This window comes from Undibacterium sp. Ren11W, assembly GCF_049340485.1.
In the GTDB taxonomy this organism is placed as follows: domain Bacteria; phylum Pseudomonadota; class Gammaproteobacteria; order Burkholderiales; family Burkholderiaceae_D; genus Undibacterium.
In genome coordinates this window covers 1,223,812-1,244,786 of record NZ_JBMPPB010000001.1, presented here as the reverse complement: position 1 = coordinate 1,244,786, position 20,975 = coordinate 1,223,812, and the positions used below count along the sequence as shown (strand labels likewise).

The window sequence follows — 20,975 nt, the reverse complement described above, 5'->3', positions numbered from 1 at the left end:
ATAGCGAAACCTGTAGCTATGTCGGTAACCACAACTAAGTCTGCTGCTATGGCAATTGCGATGACACTGCATCCATCGCCTACCTTGCTGTGTCTGGTGTTGATGATGTATGGTCTCGCCAACGCGGTGTTTGGCTTTGCGATCTATCACCTGAATCTTGCATGGTGGTCCAGTAGTTTGCTGCTGGTTTTGACGTTGGGGCTTAGTTCCTTGGCTTTATTTAAATTTTTAGTCGGGCGACGCAGGGCTTATCTGGAGATATCCGAGACTGGTGACATTATCTTGCGCTGGCAGAATGCAAAACACGAGGTGATATCCTCCTTGTTAGTGAGCTTAGACGTACAAAGTAGCTGCTCTGAGTATTTTTTGATTTTGCATTTGCGTTTGCCAGATATGACGAGTGTGGTAATTCCTGTATTGCGTGATAGTGTCAGTGCGGATGACTTTAGAAAGTTGGCGATCGCGCTAAGATGGATGACGCGGCATGCGTATCGCGAACAAGATCGACTTCTTGAAGATGCGTCCGGGAACTTTTGAACAGTCTTCAGTGTCTACTTAATACTTGGCGTAATTGTAGTGTGCTGATATGTGCTGGATTGTCGTTTCGGCGAATGAACAACATGGGAAAGTGTGAGTGACGACAGAACGCGAAATTGATCAGCTCCTAGTTGAGCGGGTCCAGCGTGGCGATAAAAAGGCATTTGAGCTTCTGGTTTCCAAATATCAAAGGAAATTAATGCGGCTCGTGTCTAGGCTCGTCCATGATCAGGCTGAGGCCGAAGATGTGGTGCAGGAATCGTTTATCAAAGCGTATCGCGCTTTGGCAAATTTTCGGGGTGATGCTGCGTTTTATACCTGGTTGTATCGGATAGGCATCAATACGGCAAAAAATTATTTGGTCTCGCAAGGTCGCCGCGCTCCGACTTCGACCGATGCCGATATCGAAGAAGCTGAAACTTTTGTCGATGCTGATGGACTAAGAGATATGAATACGCCAGAGTCTTTGCTGGCAAGTAAGCAGATCGCAGAAGTCGTCAATGCAGCAATGATGTCACTGCCTGAAGAATTACGAAATGCCATCTCGTTGCGGGAGATTGAAGGAATGAGTTATGAAGAAATTTCCGAAGTCATGCTGTGCCCGATAGGCACGGTTCGCAGTCGCATTTTTAGAGCGCGCGAATCAATCGCTCAAAAGTTGAGGCCCTTATTGGGCACGAGTTTAGATCAGCGCTGGTAGGTTAAAAACTCAGCGTTATTGACAGAATTAGCAGTAATTGCAAGACCTTATTTGGACCGATCATGAAAACAGAAAACATCGATTATCAAAGCATTTCCAGTTTGCTTGATGGCGAACTTAGCAATGCGCAATTGGATGCGGCGTTGGCAAGCTTGGCCGATGCCAGCAAGCTTGATGAGCGCAAGACATGGGATATTTATCACCAAATTGGCGATGTGCTGCGTTCCGACGATCTGGCGATCTCAATGAGCCCTGATTTCTCAGCAAAATTTTCAGCTATGCTTGATGCAGAACCAGTCTTGCTGGCGCCGAAAGCGCGCACTCAGCTAGCTCCCGCTGCGTCCCCAATTAAGCAAGGGATAGCCCGTTATATGGCGATGACGAGTATGGCTGCTGCTGCCGCAGTTGCATTTTTGATGGCACCGCAAATTATCCCGCTATTTGGCGCGCCTTCTACTGCAGGCATGCAAATGGCAAGACTCAATGTACCGGCGAATATGGCTGCAGGGACGCAAAATTCTGGCGTGCAACTGGCCTCGAATCTGCTCAGTTCTGAGCCTGTCGCCCAGAGTGAGAATCAAATCGAGATGTTGCGGGATCCGCGCCTCGATAGTTATTTGCTGGCGCATCAAAAATTCTCACCGTCTATGGCAAATGGCCCGCAATATGTGAGTCGTGCCAACGCAGTTGCAACCGCATCGCGCGCTAACGAGAAATAAATGACTATGGCATTACCGTCTTTAAAATCTCTGTCGTGGCTGCTCGCATGGTTCTGCGCTGTGCTCACGCTACCTGTCTTGCAGGCGCAAGCGGCGGAGGCTCAGGAAGCACAAGTTATGTTGCGCAAGGCACAGCTTGCGGCGCAAAAGCTCAATTATTCCGGCACCTTCATCTATCAGCAAGCCAATCAAATCCGCACCTCGCGTATTTTCCATATAGTTGATGCGCATGGCGAGTTAGAGAAGTTGGAAATACTCGATGGCAAGCCGCGCGAATATCTGCGCCGCAATGATGAGGTGAGCTGCTATTTGCCCGAAAGTAAAACCGTGCAAGTTGAAAAAAATGTCACTCAAGAGGTGTTTCCTGCTTTGTTGACAAATAATTTGAGCAGCTTGCCCGATTCTTACAACATCAAAAAGACCGAACTTAGTCGGGTAGCGGGCTTGGCTTGCCAGACCCTGAGCTTAGAGCCTAAGGATGCTTTGCGTTATGGCTATCGACTCTGCGTAGAGGCTGCTTCAGGTTTGTTGCTCAGAGCGCAGACCGTGAATGTCAAACAAGAGGTGATAGAACAAATCGCCTTTACACAGGTGGCTATCGGCGAAGTCGATAAGACCCATCTGAAACCGAGTTTTCCAAATACGGCGCAATGGCAGCTTGAAAATTTGACGGTGCAGGCCAATATCAATTCTGGATGGACTGTTAAATCTTTGCCAGCAGGATTTAAAAAGACCCGTGAAATGCGTAGGCTGATTCCTCTTTCTGCTGCAGCGATTGCCGCCAATGCGGCTACTGCAAAGTCTGAAGCCGCAAAACCGCATCAGGTGATACAGATGATTTTTTCTGATGGAATCTCGAGTATCTCCGTGTTTATTGAGCCGGATGCGGACAACCGTAGCGAGGGTAATTTACAGCAGGGGGCGATGACTATCATGGGTAAACGTCAGGCTGATTATTGGCTGACGGTGGTGGGTGAGGTGCCTCTGGCGGCGATTAAGCAGGTGATTAACTCAATTGAATTTAAATCTAAGTGAGAAAGTGAGAGTACGACGATGACAATATCTCAGTTTTTTGTAAATAGAAAAAGTATTTCTACTTTGTGTTCCACGCTTTTGTCGACCGCGGTCTTGAGCGCATCAGTGGCAGTGATTGCTCCTGGCGTACTCGGTTTGACGCCCGCAGCGATGGCAGCTCCGGTTGCCGGTTTGCCCGACTTTACCGACTTGGTTGAGAAAACCGGCCCGGCCGTAGTGAATATCCGTACCACTGAAAAAGTCATGCAGGGGCAGGCGATGCCAGGCATGGAAGACGAGCAGATGCAAGAGTTTTTCCGCCGCTTCTTTGGTGCTCCTATGCCGAAGCAGGCCCCGGCCCCCAAAAATCGTAAAGCACCACAAGCGCAAGAAGAGGAAGTGCCGCGCGGGGTCGGGTCCGGTTTCATCATCACGCCAGATGGTTATGTGCTGACCAATGCCCATGTGGTCGATGGTGCGTCTGAAGTTTACGTTAAATTGACCGATAAGCGCGAGTTTAAGGCCAAAGTAATCGGTGCCGATAAGCGTACTGACGTCGCAGTGTTGAAGATAGAAGGCACAAAATTACCGCGTTTGAATATCGGTGATTCGGAAAAAATTAAGGCCGGCGAGTGGGTCATCGCAATCGGTTCGCCATTTGATCTCGATAACACCGTGACAGCCGGTATCGTTTCTGCCAAGGCGCGTGATACCGGTGATTATTTGCCATTGATACAAACTGACGTGGCGGTCAATCCAGGTAACTCTGGCGGCCCTCTGATTAATATGCGCGGTGAAGTGATAGGGATTAACTCGCAAATTTATAGCCGTTCCGGTGGTTACATGGGGATATCCTTTGCGATTCCTATCGATGAAGCGATGCGGGTGGTGGAGCAACTGAAGTCTTCCGGCAAGGTAACGCGTGGTCGCATCGGCGTGCAAATCGGCGAGGTCTCGAAAGAAGTTGCCGAGTCTATTGGTCTGCCTAAGGCGCAAGGTGCCTTGGTCTCACGGGTAGAGTCCGGTGGTCCTGCAGAAAAAGCTGGCTTGCAAGACGGCGACGTGATCCTGAAATTTAATGGCGTCGCAGTCGAAAAATCCAGTGATTTACCGAGAATGGTCGGCGTTACCAAACCCGGCAGTAAGGCAGTCGTTTCGATCTGGCGTAAAGGTGCAGCACGTGAAGTCAATGTCACCATTGCTGAAGTCGAAGCGGATAAATCAGCACAGAAAGCCGATAAAAAATCCAAGAAAGAGCAAGCGACTAATGCCTTGGGTATCTATGTCTCAGATTTGACGGATGCGCAGAGAAAAGAAATGCCCGGAGGCGTTGGGGTGTCTATCGATACGGTTGATGGTCCTGCTGCACAAGTGGGATTGCGCCCGGGAGACATTATCCTGACGATGAATAATATTGACGTCAAAGATGCCAAGCAATTTGCCGCCATGCTGACCAAAATAGATACGAAAAAAGCGGTGGTGTTGTTGGTGCGACGCGGTGATGCTGCGCAGTTTGTGCCGATACGTCCGGTGGCGCCATAAATAGAAAACCTTGCTAGTGAACAAGCAGAGCTGCCCGCTGAAAATGCGGGCAGCTTTTTTTATTCAGGGACAAGCTAGACAGGATTTATAATGTCGCCATATTGCCGTGCATGACAAAGCACGTGAAGCAGCACGTGAAGCAGCGCGTGAGGATGCGTGTTTTTGGCATACTACCGTAAGTATATTTGTACTGCGCACTACCTGTATGCGCAAAGCACGGGTTTTATTTGATTTTAAGGGGAGTATATCCCTTACCATGGTTTTTTAGCACTTAGGCAAACTCAGGATGATACAGTTCACACTTTATTCGCGCAGCTATTGCCATCTGTGTGATGACATGCTGCAGCAATTGCTGCCTTACCAGACAGCGCATGCTTTTGAGGTCAAAGTCATCGATCTCGATACCGAGGCGGCGCCAGACTTGCTGGCCAAGTATGATGAATTAGTACCAGTGCTGCTAGGCCAAAAAGACGGCGCTGAGTCGCAACAAATCTGCCATTATTTTTTAGATGCAGAAAAACTGAAAGTTTTTTTTAATGAGTAACTTAGATGAGTAAGACGGAATTAGCCTTTTCTATGGATGCTTATGCAGGCGAGCTGATCTGTGGCGTGGATGAAGCCGGGCGTGGCCCTTTGGCCGGACCAGTAATGGCGGCGGCGGTGATACTTGATCCTGCCCATCCCATCGCAGGCTTGCGCGATTCTAAAAAACTGTCCGAAGCCAAGCGCGATCTGCTGGCGATAGAAATCAAAAAATACGCGCTGGCATGGGCCGTGGCCGAATGTTCGGAGCAAGAAATCGATGAGATTAATATCTTGCAAGCGAGTCTGCTGGCGATGCGTCGTGCCATAGAAGCCTTGGCGGTGACGCCGACCTTGGCCTTGATTGATGGCAATCGTTGTCCTGTCATGCAGCTGCGTGCTGAAGCGATCGTCAAAGGCGACGATAAGGTGGCGGCGATTTCCGCTGCGTCTATTTTGGCAAAAACGGCGCGTGACCATAGACTGGCGGAACTGCATCTGGTCTATCCGCACTATGCGCTGGATCAGCATAAGGGTTATCCGACTGCCTTGCATCTGGCGCGCTTGCGCGAGCACGGCGTCTCTCCGATTCACAGAAAATCTTATGCGCCGGTAAAGGCCTTGTTGAAGTAATGAAATCAATTAGCTCACGCGATAATCCGCTATATAAAGAACTCAAACAGCTAGCCACTAGCTCGCAGGCGCGTCGCAAGTCTGGCCGCACTTTGCTGGATGGTGTGCATTTATGTCAGGCTTACTGGCAGCATTTAGGCGAGCCGCAATTGTGTATCGTCTCCGAAAGCAGTGCGCAGCATCATGAGGTGGCACCGGTGGTGGCGCGCTGCCTGGCATCCGGCACCCAAACGATTTGCATGCCGGATGCGCTGTATCATGCGCTGAGCCAGGTGGAGCATGGCATAGGTTTGATGTTTATTGTCGCTACGCCTAGCCCTGAGTTTCCGGCGCAGTTGTCGCAGTGCTCGGTGGTGCTGGATAATCTGCAAGATCCGGGCAATCTTGGCTCTATCTTGCGTAGTGCAGCAGCAGCGGGCATCAAGAACGTTTTTTGCAGTATCGGTACGGCGTTTGCCTGGTCACCGAAAGTGATGCGGGCCGGCATGGGCGCGCATTTTCTCTTAAATATTTTTGAAAACGTCAATCTGTCTAGCTTACTGGAGTCTGCCACGATCCCGGTGCTGGCGACCAGTTCACATACGCAGCAAACGATTTATCAGGTCGATCTGAATCAGCCTGTAGTTTGGTTGTTCGGACATGAAGGGCAGGGCGTGGCGGACGATTTGATGGCGATGGCCACGCATACGGTGACGATACCGCAACGTCCGGAAATCGAGTCGCTCAACGTGGCGGCGAGTGCGGCGATTTGCTTTTTTGAACAAGTTCGGCAGAGTCAGTAAGCCGCTTTTATAAAAACCGTAAACACTCGCTAAAACTTTCACGATCTTTCACTAAGACCCTTAGTGAAAGATAGCCATAAACACATACTCCCCTAAAATCGACTTATGTTAAAACTGCTTGCGCACATAGATTATGCGCAAGCAGCCAGATTAAAGAAAATACATAGGGGGAGTATCTGTTCTTTGCGAAATATCACCGCTATTCTTTAGTAAATTTTTATATCCGATTTAATCTCTTGCAAAATCGTGGTGGCGATCTCTTCTATCGACTTGGCGGTCGAGGATAACCAGCGTATCCCTTCTCGTTTCATCATCGCTTCTGCTTCGTTCACCTCGTAACGGCAATTTTCCAGCGCGGCATATTTACTGCCAGGCCTGCGTTCATTGCGGATCTCACACAGACGTTCCGGCGCGATACTCAGGCCAAACATTTTCGCTTTAAATTCTGGCAGTACCGAAGGTAGGCGACCGCGCTCGAAATCGTCGGGGATCAAAGGGTAATTGGCGGCCTTAATCCCATATTGCATCGCCAGATACAGACTAGTCGGGGTCTTGCCGGAGCGCGAGACACCTACCAGTATGACGTCCGCTGTCGAGAGATTTTTATTCGATTGGCCGTCATCGTGTGCCAGGGAAAAATTGATCGCCTCGATACGATTTTTATATTCTTCGCTATCGGCAATGTTGTGACTGCGGCCTACCGTGTGGGTAGATTTCACTCCTAACTCATGTTCCAGCGGTGCCACAAAGGTCTGGATCAGATCCATGTGCATGCCATTGGCTTTAAAAACAACGTCAGCCAATTGTGCTTGGACCAAGGTGGAAAACACGATGGGACGATTTCCCTCGGCGTGATAGGCATCGTTAATCTTGCGTGCCGCCTCATAGGCCTTGTCCATAGTGTCAATGAAAGGCAGGCGAACTTGCTTGAATTTGAGGTCAAACTGCGTCAAAACAGAGTGGCCGAAAGTTTCTGCGGTGATGCCGGTGCCATCGGATACGAAGAACACAGTACGATTGGCGGAGGGCAGCACAGGGTGTTTGGCGTCGGACATGGAGAGTTTTTCTTGTTGAATAAAAATTGGGGTGAAAATAATTTATCGGAAAACCGAAGAAAAAGAGGGTAAATACCTTTTCGGTATGGCTAAAATTTGCATTACACAAGGTAAAATGACGCAACAGCAGCATATTCGTCTCTGGTACCTAGAATAACAAAAAATGCCAGCCAGGCGAAGCGACAAAGTCGCCGCAGCACAGATTTCTTACCATCAAAAGAGGTTGTTATGTCCAACGCAATAAATACTGAGGCTAGTATAGAACCTACGTATGTCGCTTTATTTGAGCATTTACGCATGACGGATGTTGAATCCGTCGGCGGTAAAAATGCCTCATTAGGCGAAATGATTAGCCAATTGGCTAATGCAGGAGTGCGGGTTCCGGGTGGCTTTGCCACCACGGCGCAAGCTTTCCGCGACTTTTTATCGCATAGCCAAGACGGTGGCGCGCCACTGGCGCAACGCATCGCCGATCGTCTCGTTACGCTAGATATCGAAGATGTGCGCGAATTGGCGAAAGCCGGTGCCGAAATCCGTCAATGGATTATAGACACACCATTTCAGCCACGTCTGCAAAAAGAAATCGAAGAGTTCTACAATAAACTGGTGGCCGATTCGAGCGCCGAGATGTCGTTCGCGGTGCGCTCTTCGGCCACCGCCGAAGATTTGCCAGATGCTTCTTTCGCTGGTCAGCAAGAGACTTTCTTGAACGTAGTCGGTATCGACAATGTATTGGAGGCGATGAAACATGTGTTTGCCTCGCTGTACAACGATAGAGCGATTTCCTACCGTGTGCACAAAGGCTTCACCCATGCTGAAGTCGCTTTGTCGGCTGGTGTGCAGCGTATGGTGCGTTCCGATTTGGGCGCGGCTGGCGTGATGTTTACGATCGATACCGAATCAGGCTTTAAGGATGTGGTTTTCATCACATCGAGCTATGGTCTGGGTGAAACGGTAGTGCAGGGTGCGGTTAATCCGGATGAGTTCTACGTCCACAAGCCTATGCTGGAATTGGGTAAGTTGCCTGTGATACGTCGCAATATTGGTTCTAAGCTGATCAAAATGGAATTTACCGGTGAAGCCAAGGCGGGTCGCTCGGTAAAGACGGTCGATGTGCCGGTAGAAATGCGTAACCGCTATTCCCTCGATGATGCTGAAGTGGTCGAACTGGCGAAATATGCCGTGATCATCGAGAAGCATTATGGTCGTGCGATGGATATCGAATGGGGTAAAGATGGTCGCGATGGCAAGCTGTATATTTTGCAAGCGCGTCCAGAAACAGTGAAATCGCAACAGAAATCGACTGATGCGCAACAGCGTTTCCGTCTCAAGGGTACCGGTACTGTGCTCGCCTCTGGTCGCGCCATTGGTCAAAAGATCGGTGCTGGTCGTGTGCGTGTGATTCATGATCCGTCTGAGATGGAGCGCGTACAACCGGGCGACGTGTTGGTGGCTGATATGACCGATCCTAACTGGGAGCCAGTCATGAAGCGCGCTGCCGCGATCGTGACTAATCGTGGTGGTCGTACTTGCCATGCTGCGATAATCGCGCGTGAACTCGGTGTGCCAGCGGTGGTTGGTTGCGGTGACGCGACTGATACGCTGAAAGACGGAATGCTGGTAACGGTCTCTTGTGCTGAGGGCGACGAAGGTAAGATTTACGACGGTTTGATCGAGACCGAAGTCACTGAAGAAATTCGCGGTGAGTTGCCGAAATTGCCTTTGAAGATCATGCTCAACGTCGGTAATCCGCAACTGGCGTTTGATTTCCAGTCGGTGCCTAACGAAGGCGTCGGTTTGGCCCGTTTAGAATTTATCATCAACAATAATATCGGTGTCCATCCAAAAGCGATTTTGGAATATCCGAATATCGATCCAGCCCTGAAGAAAGCGGTTGAATCGGTAGCGCGCGGCCATGCATCGCCAAAAGCCTTTTATGTCGATAAATTGGCCGAAGGCGTGGCAACCATCGCTGCTGCATTCTGGCCGAAAAAAGTCATCGTGCGTTTGTCAGACTTTAAATCCAATGAGTATAAAAAACTCATAGGCGGATCGCGTTACGAGCCGGATGAAGAAAATCCTATGCTCGGTTTCCGTGGCGCAGCGCGCTATCTGGCATCCGATTTCGCTGAGTCTTTCGAGATGGAATGTCTGGCCATGAAGCGCGTGCGCAATGACATGGGCCTCACTAACGTTGAGATCATGGTGCCTTTCGTGCGTACCTTGGGTCAGGCGCAAAAAGTCGTCGACTTGCTGGGTCAGAACGGTCTGAAACGCGGTGAAAATGGCTTGCGCTTGATCATGATGTGCGAGGTTCCTTCCAATGCTATTTTGGCTGAGCAATTCTTAGAGCATTTCGATGGTTTCTCGATTGGCTCCAACGATCTGACTCAGCTCACTTTGGGTTTGGATAGAGATTCTGGCATGCCTTTATTGGCGGCAGATTTTGACGAGCGCGACCCTGCGGTATTAGCCTTGTTGTCGCAAGCGATTGCCGCTTGCCGTAAGCTCGGTAAGTACGTCGGTATTTGCGGCCAGGGGCCATCGGATCATCCTGATTTTGCGGCATGGTTGATGAATGAGGGTATAGAAACCATTTCCCTGAATCCTGATTCCGTGATCGACACCTGGAAGCAATTGGCTGCTTTGGCAAATAAGTAAGTCAAAATTCTAGCGGTATGCTTGAATCAAAGCACCGTCATGTATTGCATGACGGTGCTTTTTAGTTTCAAACTTTGCTTTTTTATATAAATACGCTAGACTGCACGCATAGTAATAGTGATAAGAAAAAGATTAAAACTTCGAGAATAATTCACAGAAAAACCCTCGCTCATCATTGATGATGACGAGGGTTTTTTTGTGAGCAAATTACCGATGACCAATTGCTTTTAATAATAGAAACTATAGAAGTTAAACCAAGTTGGATTAATTTAACTTAGTCAGGGAGAGATCGAAACTATGAATGCATGGATGAGTTGGCTGGCAGTGGCGGGATTGGTGGTGATACTCGAGCTATTTACCGGCACCTTTTATTTGTTGATGATCGCCATCGGTCTGGTGGCGGGTGCTTTGATCGCACTATTTGGTGCCGGCACCGAGATACAAATGCTGAGCGCAGCCGTGGTAGGTGCCTTGGCTACCGTGTTACTGCATAAAAGTAAATATGGCTGGCGTGAACGTCAGGATGCCAGTCGCAATCCTGATGTGAATATGGATATAGGGCAAAGCATCAGCGTCGCGCAATGGCAGGATCAGGGCGGTGGGAGGTTTACTGCACGGGCTATGTATCGAGGTGCGATGTGGGATGTCGAATTACAGCATTCTGCACCCGCTGCCGGAGTGTTTGTGATCGTGGAAATTGTTGGAAGTCGTTTAATGGTAAGACCATCGTAAGCAAGCAATACCGTTGTTAGCCTAAGTTTTTATCGTAAAAATCACAGGGAAATATTATGGAAAGTTTTGGAAGCGTCGCCTTTATTTTATTTATTTTAGCCATAGTATTCGTGGTTAAAACTGTCAATGTCGTACCGCAGCAGCATGCATGGGTGGTCGAGCGTCTGGGTAAATACCATGCCACTCTCGGCCCTGGTTTAAATATCGTGGTGCCGTTTATCGACAGAATCGCCTACAAGCACATACTCAAGGAAATCCCTCTCGATGTGCCGCCGCAAGTGTGTATTACGCGCGACAACACACAGTTGCAGGTGGACGGAATTTTGTATTTTCAGATTACCGATCCTATGCGCGCCTCTTACGGTTCATCCAACTACATCGCCGCGATTACGCAATTGGCGCAAACCACCTTGCGCTCGGTGATCGGTAAGATGGAATTGGATAAAACCTTTGAAGAACGCGATCACATCAATACCACCATCGTCAATGCGATTGATGAATCTGCCGCCAACTGGGGCGTCAAGGTGCTACGTTATGAGATCAAGGATCTGACCCCGCCTAAGGAAATTTTGCATGCGATGCAGGCGCAAATTACGGCCGAGCGAGAAAAACGCGCCTTAATTGCCGCCTCTGAAGGTCGTAAGCAAGAGCAAATTAATATCGCCACCGGTGAGCGCGAGGCTTCCATTGCTAAATCGGAAGGCGAGATGCAGGCTTCTATCAATCGCGCCCAAGGGCAGGCCGCAGCGATCTTGGCCATTGCCGAAGCCAGCGCTGAAGCGCTACGTAAAACCGCGAGCGCGATCCGTGAGCCTGGCGGCGCCGATGCGGTAAATCTGAAGGTGGCCGAGCAGTATGTGGCGGCATTTAGTAATCTGGCTAAGACCAATAACTCCATCATTGTGCCAGCGAATTTGAGCGATATCAGCGGTCTGATTGCCGGTGCGATGCAAGTGGTGAAGTCGCAAAAACCTTAGGTCGCTTAGGCCCATAGTGCGCGAAGCGACCCAAGATTGTACGAAATTGCAGGCAAATTTGCTGCGCAATTTAGTCGCAGCAAATTGAAAGATGCATGTCGTTTTAGCCCAGATGGTATTGGTATAGAAGTGATATGCATTTTTTTGTCCGAATAAAGCGAGTGCGCATTTAATCGAGGTGCAAAAAGCTAAGTTTGCGATTTGTCAGATTTTTACGCCTGAAACAAAATAATCTTTTTCTATGCAGGTGTTTCACCAACTTTTGTAATGTGAAGTGACTATTCCATATTGTGAAAAGTTAGTGGCGTACGCACAAATTTTATTTATCAGTTTAAGAAAGTTGTTTTCACAATGTGGAATTACGCATTTATCTAATTGATTTATAAGGAATAAATAATAATTATATGTCTTATATAAGACATTGCTGCTATGCGGAAAATATCCTATTATTTCTTTCAATAGTAGGCAATAAAATTTTCCCATCAGGAGCGAAATCATGGCGTCACGCGAACAACAAATTGCAGAGGTTCAAAACGATTGGGATATCAATCCTCGTTGGATCGGTATTGAACGAAATTACACTGCAGCTGATGTCGTTAATCTACGTGGCTCGCTCCAGCTTGAGCATACTCTTGCGAAAAATGGCGCGATAAAATTATGGAACTTGCTCAATAAAGAATCCTATCTCAATGCACTCGGTGCCATGACTGGTAATCAAGCCATGCAACAAGTGAAGGCGGGCTTGAAGGCAGTTTATCTGTCTGGTTGGCAAGTGGCGGGCGATGCCAATGTGGCTGGTGAAATGTACCCAGATCAATCTCTGTATCCCGCCAACTCGGTACCTTTGGCGGTGAAGCGCATCAACAACTGTTTGACGCGCGCCGACCAGATTCAATGGTCGGAAGGCCAGGGCGACATCGATTTTTTTGCGCCCATCATCGCCGATGCTGAGGCTGGTTTTGGCGGCGTCTTAAATGCCTTCGAATTGATGAAGTCTATGATAGAAGCCGGTGCGTCCGGAGTGCATTTTGAAGACCAGTTGGCCTCGGTTAAAAAGTGTGGACACATGGGCGGTAAGGTGCTGGTGCCTACCCGCGAAGCGATAGAAAAACTCAATGCCGCGCGACTGGCTGCGGATGTCATGGGTACTTCGACCATCTTGTTGGCACGTACCGATGCAGAAACAGCAGATTTGCTTACCTCGGATATTGACGCGTATGATCAGCCATTCTTGACCGGTGAGCGTAGTGTAGAAGGCTTCTATAAAACGACGCCCGGCTTGCAACAAGCGATCGCGCGCGGCCTCGCCTATGCACCTTACGCCGATATGATCTGGTGCGAAACAGCAAAACCCGATCTAGAGTTTGCCAAGGCCTTTGCCAAGGCGATACACGCTAAGTTTCCTGGTAAATTACTCGCGTATAACTGCTCGCCTTCGTTTAACTGGAAGAAAAATCTGGATGATTCGACCATCGCCAAGTTTCAAAAAGAGCTGGGTAAGATGGGGTATAAATTTCAATTCATTACCTTGGCGGGCTTTCATGCTTTGAACTACAGTATGTTTCATCTGGCGCATGGCTATGCACGACGGCAGATGTCGGCCTTTGTTGAACTGCAAGAAGCGGAGTTCGCGGCGGCTGAAAAGGGATTTACTGCGGTTAAACATCAGCGTGAAGTCGGTACCGGCTACTTCGATGCTGTGACTCAGGTGATACAGCAAGGCCATTCTTCGACTACCGCTTTACGCGGCTCTACCGAGGATGCGCAATTTTTCGATGAACAGAAAGTTGCCTGACTTATTTTTGAATTTTGCACTTTCAGTCTCAAAACCATGCGATGTACGTTGCATGGTTTTTTTTCGCCTCGTGTATAGCGATTGATTGACGGACTACTGAAGGCTGGCGATGAGGTAAGATGCGCAAAGTGTTTTTTGCAGTGAAGATAGCGGCATAGAAAAAATAAAATGAATTCTAGAACTAAAATAAAAATCTGTGGCTTTACCCGCGCTGAAGATGTGCAGGACGCGATTGCTGCGGGTGTCGATGCGCTGGGCTTGGTGTTTTATCCGGCTAGTCCTCGTTATGTAAATCCTGCCGCTGCCGCCCAATTGCTGGTCGGTTTACCGCCTTTTGTGATGTCGGTCGGTTTGTTTGTGAACGCCAGTGTGGCGGAATTAACTGCGGTGCTGGCGCAAGTACCGCTGCAGATGCTGCAATTTCATGGTGACGAGACGCTGGAGCACTGTCATCAACTCGCCAGTGCCGTGAATCGCCCCTTTATGCGGGTATTTCGGGTGAAAGCGGACACAAGTAGTGCGGATTTGTTAGAATATGAAGCGCAGTGTCGTGCGCATAGCCCTTTATTTAGTGGCTTATTGCTCGACACCTTTGTCGATAGTTTCGGTGGTAGTGGAAAGGTTTTTGATTGGTCTCTCATTCCAAAAGAACTCGCGCCTCGGGTCGTTTTAAGTGGTGGCTTGAGCGTACAAAACGCGACTGACGCGGTCAGCCGTGTTCGACCTTTTGCGGTCGACATCAGTAGTGGTGTCGAGGCCGCGAAAGGTATCAAGGATGCAGCCAAAATGCGCGCATTTATCGCCGCAGTCAGACTGGCTGACAATCAGGAGTGCGTCGCCTGAGTGCGACCTCCAAAAAAACATTCGCAAGGACTAGTATGAAAGAATTATCCCCACTCGACACTCAATTCGAGCGTCAGGCACTTCAACCGCAAGCGATCTACCATGCGGCAACTTATAATTTCCCCGATGCGCGCGGCCATTTCGGTACCTATGGCGGCAGCTTTGTCTCGGAAACTTTGACGCATGCCTTAAGCGAGTTGAAACAGGCTTACGCAAAATATCAGCATGACCCCGAGTTTTTAGCCGAATTCCGCGATGAGCTCAAGCATTATGTAGGTCGTCCATCCCCTGTCTATCACGCCAAACGCTGGTCAGAAATGATGGGCGGCGCGCAAATCTATTTCAAGCGTGAAGATCTGAATCACACCGGTGCGCACAAGATTAATAACGTGATCGGTCAGGCTTTGCTGGCCAAGCGCATGGGTAAGCCACGCGTGATTGCCGAAACTGGGGCTGGTCAGCATGGCGTCGCCACCGCTACCATCTGCGCCCGCTTTGGTTTGGAGTGTGTGATTTACATGGGCTCAGAAGACGTGAAGCGTCAGGCGCAAAACGTGTATCGCATGAAGCTTTTGGGGGCGACCGTGGTGCCGGTAGAATCAGGCTCCAAGACCCTCAAGGATGCCTTGAATGAAGCCATGCGCGACTGGGTTGCCAACGTAGAGAATACTTTTTACATCATCGGTACGGTGGCCGGCCCGCATCCTTATCCTATGATGGTGCGCGATTTTCAATCTGTGATCGGTGAGGAATGTCTGTGGCAGATGCCGGAAATGACCGGGCGTCAACCGGATGCGGTGGTCGCTTGTGTCGGTGGCGGCTCGAATGCCATGGGGATTTTTTATCCGTATATCGATCAAAAAGATGTGCAATTGATTGGTGTTGAAGCGGCCGGTGAGGGTATGGAGTCAGGCAAGCATTCTGCTTCGCTGACGGCAGGTTCGCCTGGCGTCTTGCACGGCAATCGCACCTATCTGTTACAGGATGAAAATGGTCAGGTGATAGAGACGCATTCGGTCTCGGCTGGCTTGGATTATCCTGGTGTTGGCCCTGAACATGCCTGGTTAAAAGATCTGGGTCGCGCTCAATACGTCACGATTACCGATACCGAGGCGCTCAAGGCTTTCCATGATTGCTGTCGCATCGAGGGAATTATCCCGGCGCTGGAATCGAGTCATGCTTTGGCCTATGCGGCGAAATTGGCCGCGACCTGGCCTAAGGATAAGATCATTCTGGCTAATCTGTCAGGGCGTGGCGATAAAGATATGCATACCGTGGCTGAAAAAGCAGGCTTAAATTTTTATTGAGAGAACTGGCGCTAGGAGCACAAGAGCTTGCTCCCTGTATCGCTGAATGAATATACTCCCCTTATATATCTCATCAACTAGGCTTAGTGCGCACGTACTGATTGCGCATTAAAAAAATACTAGTGGGGGGTATGTTTTTTTCGTGTTTTGTTTTGCATCTGCCCGGCGCAGTTGCACTTATGGATAGATCGCTATGTCAAGAATACAAGCATGTCTGGCTGCATTGGCAGCAAAAAATAAAAAAGGCCTGATTCCGTTTATCACAGCAGGTGATCCTGCGCCCGAGCTGACCGTACCTTTGATGCATGCCATGGTCGAGGGCGGTGCCGACATCATAGAATTAGGCGTGCCGTTTTCTGATCCTATGGCCGATGGCCCTGTGATACAGCGCGCCTCAGAGCGCGCCTTGTTGCGCGGTGTGGGTTTGCGCAATGTACTGGAGTTTGTGCGCGAGTTTCGTCTGCATGATCAAATTACCCCGGTAGTGTTGATGGGTTATGCTAATCCTATCGAGCGTATGGGACAGGACGTTTTCATCGCACAAGCGGCGCACGTTGGTGTCGACGGTGTGCTGGTGGTGGATTATCCACCCGAAGAATGTGAGGAATTTACCAATAAAATGCAGCAAAACCAGATGGATACCATCTTTTTGCTGGCGCCGACCTCGACCGATGAGCGCATAGAGCAAGTAGGTAAAGTTGCCAGCGGTTACGTGTATTATGTCTCCCTCAAAGGTGTGACGGGTTCTGGAACGCTCGATCTCGAATCGGTTGCGGCGATGATGCCGCGCATCAAAAAACACGTGAAAGTGCCGGTGGGCGTGGGTTTCGGTATCCGCGACGGGGCTACAGCCAGGGCGATTTCTACGGTCTCGGATGCGGTGGTGATAGGTTCGCGTATCATCCAAGAGCTGGAAAATACTGCGCCTGAGAATGCAGTTGCCGCAGTGAAATCATTTATTTCTGGTGTCAGACAGGCTTTGGACGAGTAAAATACGCGCCGAACCCGTTTATTCTCTGCGTCAGTAAGAAGACGCAGGACGGTAGTAAAGAAAAAGATGGTGCTTATCGGCAAGATCTGCCGGTAAGTCGAATTTAGGAGAAATATATGAGTTGGTTAGAAAAATTACTTCCACCGCGCATACAGCGCTCGGTATCTTCAAATCGTAAGTCCATGCCAGAAGGACTGTGGGTTAAATGCCCGTCCTGTGAGGCGGTGCTCTACCGTTCTGATCTGGAAGCAAATATTCATGTTTGTCCTAAATGCAGCCATCATTTGCGTATCAGTGCACGTGAGCGTCTCGACGCCTTGCTCGATGCCGGCGGTCGCTATGAAATTGGGCAAGAAGTCTTGCCGGTTGATACTTTAAAGTTCAAAGACAGTAAAAAATATCCGGATCGTCTCAAAGACGCCCTGGAAACTACGGGTGAAACCGATGCCATGGTGGTGATGGGCGGCTCCATCATGAGTGTGCCTTTAGTCATGGCCTGTTTTGAGTTCGGCTTCATGGGTGGCTCTATGGGCTCGGTGGTAGGCGAACGTTTTGTGCGTGGCGTGCAGGCAGCGCTTGAGCAAAAAGTCCCTTTCATTTGCTTTACAGCGACCGGTGGTGCGCGTATGCAAGAAGGTTTGTTGTCTCTGATGCAGATGGCAAAAACTACCGCCATGCTGACTAAATTATCAGAAAAAAAACTACCTTTCATTTCGGTGTTGACTGACCCTACCATGGGTGGCGTTTCGGCCTCGTTTGCCTTTATGGGTGACGTCGTGATTGCCGAACCTAAAGCGCTGATCGGCTTTGCCGGGCCACGCGTGATCGAAAACACCGTACGTGAAAAACTGCCAGAAGGCTTTCAGCGCGCTGAATTTTTGGTGCAAAAAGGTGCGGTAGATATGATCGTTGATAGACGTAATATGCGCGAAGAAATTGCCCGTTTGCTGGCGCTGTTGCAGAACCAGCCAGCCGACGCTGTCGCTTAAATTTTCTCTTTTTTCAATTAGCCCGAATTGCCTGTCAATTCCATTTCTAAATCATTCGTGAACGCGAAGGTGAAGCGCAGACAGTACAAACGTACGGCAAGCGAAACCGACAAAGTGCACGGATGATTTAGGCATGGAATAAGGTTTTTCGGGCTTTTTTCATCTTATGCAAACTACTCCAAATACCTTAAACGCCTGGCTCTCCTTGCTAGAAACGCGCCACTCTAAAGAAATCGATATGGGGTTGGCGCGGGTCGCCGCCGTCAAAGAACAATTGGGCATTGCTTATACCTGTCCGGTGATTATGGTGGCCGGTACCAACGGCAAGGGCTCCACCTGCGCCATGCTGGAAGCAATCTTGCTGCAAGCCGGTTATCGTGTCGGTTTATATAGCAAGCCGCATTTTCTCGATTTTAACGAGCGGGCCCGCATCAATGGTGAAATGCTCGGCGATCACCTGTTTGTCGATACTTTTCAATTGGTCGAGGAGGCGCGCGCGGATATTTCTTTGAGCTATTTTGAATTCACCACTCTGGCCATTTGTAAGTTGATGGCGGACGCCAAGCTCGACGTGGTGATCCTTGAGGTTGGTTTGGGCGGGCGTCTCGATGCAGTCAATGTGATCGACGCCGATGTCGCCATCGTCACCAGCGTCGACATCGATCATGTCGATTATCTGGGTGATACACGGGAAAAAATTGGCTTTGAAAAGGCCGGTATTTTCCGCACTGGCAAAACCGCCATTTGCAGCGATCCTTTGCCGCCGCAAAGCCTGATCGATCATGCCTTAGAGATCGATGCAGATTTGTGGCTGTTTGGGCGCGATTTTAATTACAACGGCGATAAGCAGCAATGGAATTTCGCCGGCCGTGAGCAACGTCGCAATTCACTGGGTTACCCTAGTCTGCGCGGTGCTAATCAACTGTTAAATGCCTCTGCGGTACTGGCGGCCTTAGAGGCGCTGCGCGATCGCTTGCCGGTCGGTGCGCAAGAGGTGCGCAATGGTCTGGCGATGGTCGACTTGCCGGGGCGTTTTCAAGTCATGCCCGGTCGTCCTACCGTGGTGCTGGATGTTGCGCATAATCCGCATGCGGCTGCCACGCTGGCGCAAAATTTCGACAATATGGGCTTTCATGCCTATACCTATGCCGTGTTTGGCAGCATGCTCGATAAGGATATAGCCGGTGTCATTGATAAAATGAAGGGCAAAATCGATCATTGGTGTGTCTGTGATTTGCCCTTGCCACGCGCTGCTACTGCGGCGCAATTGCGTGAAGAGCTTTTACAGGCGCAGGTATTGCAAGATACTGAACATAGCATTCAAGAATTTTCCTCCCCCGAGCAAGCTTATGCCTTTGCACTCAGCAAAGCCGGTGAAAATGATAGAATAGCGGTCTTTGGATCTTTTCTCACCGTTGCTGGTGTCATGAGAGCCAGAAAATCCCGAAATCACTAAGAGTTTCATGGCAAAGCGGCACTGTCAGACTTTGAAATTCCTTAACTAATCATATATCTGCCCATGGGTTTACTCTCGCTGTTCAAGCAAAAGCAAGAAACATCTGAGGATAGGGATAGCGGCGAGTTTCGCTCGCGTTCCGAGGACGAGACAAGTTCTGCGCGTGGTGATAAGAAAAGCAGTGCGCGAGCTAGCAAAGCTGCACGTAAGGAAAAGCCAGAAGATCCGGCTTTACCTGAAAAAAAACGTGCCAGACGGCGTCTGATTGGTGCCTTGGCTTTGGTGCTGGCTGCCATCATAGGCTTGCCTATGTTGCTAGACTCTGAGCCCAAGCCTTTGGCTGATGATATTAATATTCAGATCCCGTCCAAGGACAAAGTCTCGCCTTTACCTGCGCCGCTGGAACGGGCTAAACAAGGTGGCCGTGGTGCCGATGAGTCTAGTCGTCGCTCTGCGAGTGCGCTCGATAGCACCGATGGCGGTGAAGAAATCATTACTGCGCCTGGTGCCAGCGAAAATAAAAAACAGCCGAAAAGCGCAGAATTAAGTAGCTCGGCTACCGCAAAAAATCCTAGTGCTATTGCGGCATTATCGCTGCCAAAAAAAGATCTGGGCAATAGCAGTAGTATTGATGCGAAAGCACAGAGTGCGCGTTCGGATATTAAGGCCGACTTTAAGTCGGAACCTAAGTCTGAACCTAAGCTTGATCCTAAGTCCGATAAGCAAACTGCATCCAAAGTGAGTGCGCAGCAAGTCGCCGCAACGCCAACAAAGACACCAGCTCAGCCGGGCCATACTGAAGCCACTGCCAGCAGCAATAAAACTGAGGTGAAGACCGATAGTGGGGATGAAGCTGCCCGCGCACTGGCGATACTCGAGGCAAAACCCGCAAGTAAGTCTGCCACTAAAACCGATGCGACAGAAAAACCTGCATCGCATTACGTAGTGCAGGTGGCGGCATTGGCAACACAAGAAAAAGTCGCTGAATTGCAAGCCAAGCTCAATGCCGGCGGTGTTAAATCGTATACGCAAAAAGTGGCAACGACTTCCGGTGAAAAAATACGGGTGCGGGTGGGGCCGTTTAACTCAAAAGAAGAGGCTGAAAAGGCGCGTCTGAAATTGAGTAAGCTCGGTTTAGGCGGCACCCTGATTCCGAATTGATGCTAGCCAGGATTAAAGTGCGATGACTTTATTTGACTACTTGCTGCTGTTTATTTTGCTGTGTTCCATTGTCATCAGCACGATGCGCGGCTTGATCAAAGAAATACTTTCATTGATCAGTTGGGTAGTCTCACTGGTGCTAGCCAACGCCTACGGGGCCACGCTGGCCGCATGGCTGCCAGCGGTGGTGCCGGGGCAAATGCTGCGTTTGATTGTTTCGTTTTTAATCTTGTTTATTGGCGTGCGTTTGCTAATGTATTTGTTAATGCTGGCAGTCGACGCGGTGATCAAGGCGAGCGGTTTGTCTTTGGCTGACCGTGGTCTGGGTGGCTTGTTTGGCTTGGCGCGAGGTTGCGTGATCGTGATGGCGCTGGTCCTTATCTGCGGCATGACCGCGATCCCGCAGCAGGCGTTCTGGAAGGATGCCTTGTTTAGCGCTATGGCAGAGACTGCGGTGCAAACTGCGATGCCATTTTTGCCCGGTTCTGTGACTGATCACGTGAAGTTCTGAGCGCACTTAGTTTAAATCCTGCACCAATTTGTAGTTTTCCGAATTCGT

20 protein-coding genes are annotated in these 20,975 nt (G+C 49.6%); 19 read left to right on the top strand and 1 reads right to left on the bottom strand.

Translation table 11 applies throughout. The features are described from left to right. The first annotated feature begins 18 nt into the window (after positions 1-18). From ACO0K8_RS05570 to ACO0K8_RS05535, 8 genes are all read left to right on the top strand, one after another. A complete protein-coding gene (locus ACO0K8_RS05570; protein WP_422945623.1) occupies positions 19-537 on the top strand; it encodes a protein YgfX in 519 nt (172 codons plus the stop codon). 97 nt (positions 538-634) lie between these two features. Next, positions 635-1,237 carry an RNA polymerase sigma factor RpoE gene (gene rpoE / locus ACO0K8_RS05565; RefSeq protein ID WP_422945622.1) on the top strand — a complete coding sequence of 201 codons (603 nt, stop codon included), beginning with the start codon at positions 635-637 and terminating at the stop codon, positions 1,235-1,237. Positions 1,238-1,299: 62 nt separating this feature from the next. Beyond that, positions 1,300-1,956, top strand: a complete 657-nt coding sequence (locus tag ACO0K8_RS05560; RefSeq protein ID WP_422945621.1) for a sigma-E factor negative regulatory protein — start codon at positions 1,300-1,302, stop codon at positions 1,954-1,956. Beyond that, the gene (locus ACO0K8_RS05555) at positions 1,957-2,991 is read left to right on the top strand and encodes a MucB/RseB C-terminal domain-containing protein (protein ID WP_422945620.1); all 1,035 of its coding nucleotides are present in this window, start codon (positions 1,957-1,959) and stop codon (positions 2,989-2,991) included. It begins immediately after the preceding gene. An 18-nt stretch (positions 2,992-3,009) separates the two neighbouring features. After that, entirely contained in the window at positions 3,010-4,512 is a 1,503-nt protein-coding gene (locus tag ACO0K8_RS05550; protein WP_422945618.1) for a DegQ family serine endoprotease, read from the top strand. A 286-nt stretch (positions 4,513-4,798) separates the two neighbouring features. Further along, positions 4,799-5,056 carry a glutaredoxin family protein gene (locus tag ACO0K8_RS05545; protein WP_422945617.1) on the top strand — a complete coding sequence of 86 codons (258 nt, stop codon included), beginning with the start codon at positions 4,799-4,801 and terminating at the stop codon, positions 5,054-5,056. A 5-nt stretch (positions 5,057-5,061) separates the two neighbouring features. Further along, positions 5,062-5,667 (top strand): ribonuclease HII, encoded by a 606-nt coding sequence (gene rnhB / locus ACO0K8_RS05540; protein ID WP_422945616.1) that lies wholly within the window; start codon positions 5,062-5,064, stop codon positions 5,665-5,667. Beyond that, on the top strand, positions 5,667-6,449 hold the full coding sequence (locus ACO0K8_RS05535; protein WP_422945615.1) for a TrmH family RNA methyltransferase: 783 nt from the start codon (positions 5,667-5,669) through the stop codon (positions 6,447-6,449). Before rnhB ends, ACO0K8_RS05535 begins: the two co-directional genes overlap by 1 nt. Before the next feature lie 206 nt (positions 6,450-6,655). On the opposite strand, the gene ppsR is transcribed toward ACO0K8_RS05535, so the two are convergent. Beyond that, positions 6,656-7,504, bottom strand: coding sequence for a posphoenolpyruvate synthetase regulatory kinase/phosphorylase PpsR (gene ppsR / locus ACO0K8_RS05530; protein WP_422945614.1), 849 nt, complete (start codon positions 7,502-7,504; stop codon positions 6,656-6,658). 228 nt (positions 7,505-7,732) lie between these two features. Between ppsR and ppsA the strand changes: the two genes are divergently transcribed. The 11 genes from ppsA (at position 7,733) to ACO0K8_RS05475 (ending at position 20,927) form a co-directional block, all read left to right on the top strand. Further along, entirely contained in the window at positions 7,733-10,165 is a 2,433-nt protein-coding gene (gene ppsA / locus ACO0K8_RS05525; protein ID WP_422945613.1) for a phosphoenolpyruvate synthase, read from the top strand. A gap of 297 nt (positions 10,166-10,462) precedes the next feature. Continuing rightward, positions 10,463-10,897: an NfeD family protein gene (locus ACO0K8_RS05520; RefSeq protein WP_422945612.1), complete on the top strand. Its 435-nt coding sequence runs from the start codon at positions 10,463-10,465 to the stop codon at positions 10,895-10,897. Positions 10,898-10,953: 56 nt separating this feature from the next. Beyond that, a complete protein-coding gene (locus tag ACO0K8_RS05515) occupies positions 10,954-11,874 on the top strand; it encodes an SPFH domain-containing protein (RefSeq protein WP_422945611.1) in 921 nt (306 codons plus the stop codon). Between the two features lie 496 nt (positions 11,875-12,370). Next, positions 12,371-13,669: an isocitrate lyase gene (gene aceA / locus ACO0K8_RS05510; RefSeq protein ID WP_422945610.1), complete on the top strand. Its 1,299-nt coding sequence runs from the start codon at positions 12,371-12,373 to the stop codon at positions 13,667-13,669. A gap of 168 nt (positions 13,670-13,837) precedes the next feature. Continuing rightward, positions 13,838-14,512 carry a phosphoribosylanthranilate isomerase gene (locus tag ACO0K8_RS05505; protein ID WP_422945609.1) on the top strand — a complete coding sequence of 225 codons (675 nt, stop codon included), beginning with the start codon at positions 13,838-13,840 and terminating at the stop codon, positions 14,510-14,512. A 35-nt stretch (positions 14,513-14,547) separates the two neighbouring features. Next, the gene (trpB, locus tag ACO0K8_RS05500) at positions 14,548-15,819 is read left to right on the top strand and encodes a tryptophan synthase subunit beta (protein ID WP_422945608.1); all 1,272 of its coding nucleotides are present in this window, start codon (positions 14,548-14,550) and stop codon (positions 15,817-15,819) included. A 193-nt stretch (positions 15,820-16,012) separates the two neighbouring features. Further along, entirely contained in the window at positions 16,013-16,810 is a 798-nt protein-coding gene (gene trpA / locus ACO0K8_RS05495; RefSeq protein WP_422945607.1) for a tryptophan synthase subunit alpha, read from the top strand. 116 nt (positions 16,811-16,926) lie between these two features. After that, positions 16,927-17,799 (top strand): acetyl-CoA carboxylase, carboxyltransferase subunit beta, encoded by an 873-nt coding sequence (gene accD, locus ACO0K8_RS05490; RefSeq protein WP_422945606.1) that lies wholly within the window; start codon positions 16,927-16,929, stop codon positions 17,797-17,799. A gap of 166 nt (positions 17,800-17,965) precedes the next feature. Then, complete coding sequence (gene folC, locus ACO0K8_RS05485) at positions 17,966-19,255, top strand: bifunctional tetrahydrofolate synthase/dihydrofolate synthase (protein WP_422945605.1); 1,290 nt, start codon at positions 17,966-17,968, stop codon at positions 19,253-19,255. Between the two features lie 63 nt (positions 19,256-19,318). After that, positions 19,319-20,416 carry an SPOR domain-containing protein gene (locus ACO0K8_RS05480; protein WP_422945604.1) on the top strand — a complete coding sequence of 366 codons (1,098 nt, stop codon included), beginning with the start codon at positions 19,319-19,321 and terminating at the stop codon, positions 20,414-20,416. Positions 20,417-20,438: 22 nt separating this feature from the next. Continuing rightward, entirely contained in the window at positions 20,439-20,927 is a 489-nt protein-coding gene (locus tag ACO0K8_RS05475) for a CvpA family protein (RefSeq protein ID WP_422945603.1), read from the top strand. Positions 20,928-20,975 lie beyond the last annotated feature (48 nt).

Coding starts and splice junctions, on each gene's coding strand:
- ACO0K8_RS05570 (WP_422945623.1), top strand. CDS start 19: ATGTCGGTAACCACAACTAAGTCTGCTGCTATGGCAATTGCGATGACA.
- ACO0K8_RS05560 (WP_422945621.1), top strand. CDS start 1,300: ATGAAAACAGAAAACATCGATTATCAAAGCATTTCCAGTTTGCTTGAT.
- ACO0K8_RS05555 (WP_422945620.1), top strand. CDS start 1,957: ATGACTATGGCATTACCGTCTTTAAAATCTCTGTCGTGGCTGCTCGCA.
- ACO0K8_RS05550 (WP_422945618.1), top strand. CDS start 3,010: ATGACAATATCTCAGTTTTTTGTAAATAGAAAAAGTATTTCTACTTTG.
- ACO0K8_RS05545 (WP_422945617.1), top strand. CDS start 4,799: ATGATACAGTTCACACTTTATTCGCGCAGCTATTGCCATCTGTGTGAT.
- rnhB (WP_422945616.1), top strand. CDS start 5,062: ATGAGTAAGACGGAATTAGCCTTTTCTATGGATGCTTATGCAGGCGAG.
- ACO0K8_RS05535 (WP_422945615.1), top strand. CDS start 5,667: ATGAAATCAATTAGCTCACGCGATAATCCGCTATATAAAGAACTCAAA.
- ppsR (WP_422945614.1), bottom strand. CDS start 7,504: ATGTCCGACGCCAAACACCCTGTGCTGCCCTCCGCCAATCGTACTGTG.
- ppsA (WP_422945613.1), top strand. CDS start 7,733: ATGTCCAACGCAATAAATACTGAGGCTAGTATAGAACCTACGTATGTC.
- ACO0K8_RS05520 (WP_422945612.1), top strand. CDS start 10,463: ATGAATGCATGGATGAGTTGGCTGGCAGTGGCGGGATTGGTGGTGATA.
- ACO0K8_RS05515 (WP_422945611.1), top strand. CDS start 10,954: ATGGAAAGTTTTGGAAGCGTCGCCTTTATTTTATTTATTTTAGCCATA.
- aceA (WP_422945610.1), top strand. CDS start 12,371: ATGGCGTCACGCGAACAACAAATTGCAGAGGTTCAAAACGATTGGGAT.
- ACO0K8_RS05505 (WP_422945609.1), top strand. CDS start 13,838: ATGAATTCTAGAACTAAAATAAAAATCTGTGGCTTTACCCGCGCTGAA.
- trpB (WP_422945608.1), top strand. CDS start 14,548: ATGAAAGAATTATCCCCACTCGACACTCAATTCGAGCGTCAGGCACTT.
- trpA (WP_422945607.1), top strand. CDS start 16,013: ATGTCAAGAATACAAGCATGTCTGGCTGCATTGGCAGCAAAAAATAAA.
- accD (WP_422945606.1), top strand. CDS start 16,927: ATGAGTTGGTTAGAAAAATTACTTCCACCGCGCATACAGCGCTCGGTA.
- folC (WP_422945605.1), top strand. CDS start 17,966: ATGCAAACTACTCCAAATACCTTAAACGCCTGGCTCTCCTTGCTAGAA.
- ACO0K8_RS05480 (WP_422945604.1), top strand. CDS start 19,319: ATGGGTTTACTCTCGCTGTTCAAGCAAAAGCAAGAAACATCTGAGGAT.
- ACO0K8_RS05475 (WP_422945603.1), top strand. CDS start 20,439: ATGACTTTATTTGACTACTTGCTGCTGTTTATTTTGCTGTGTTCCATT.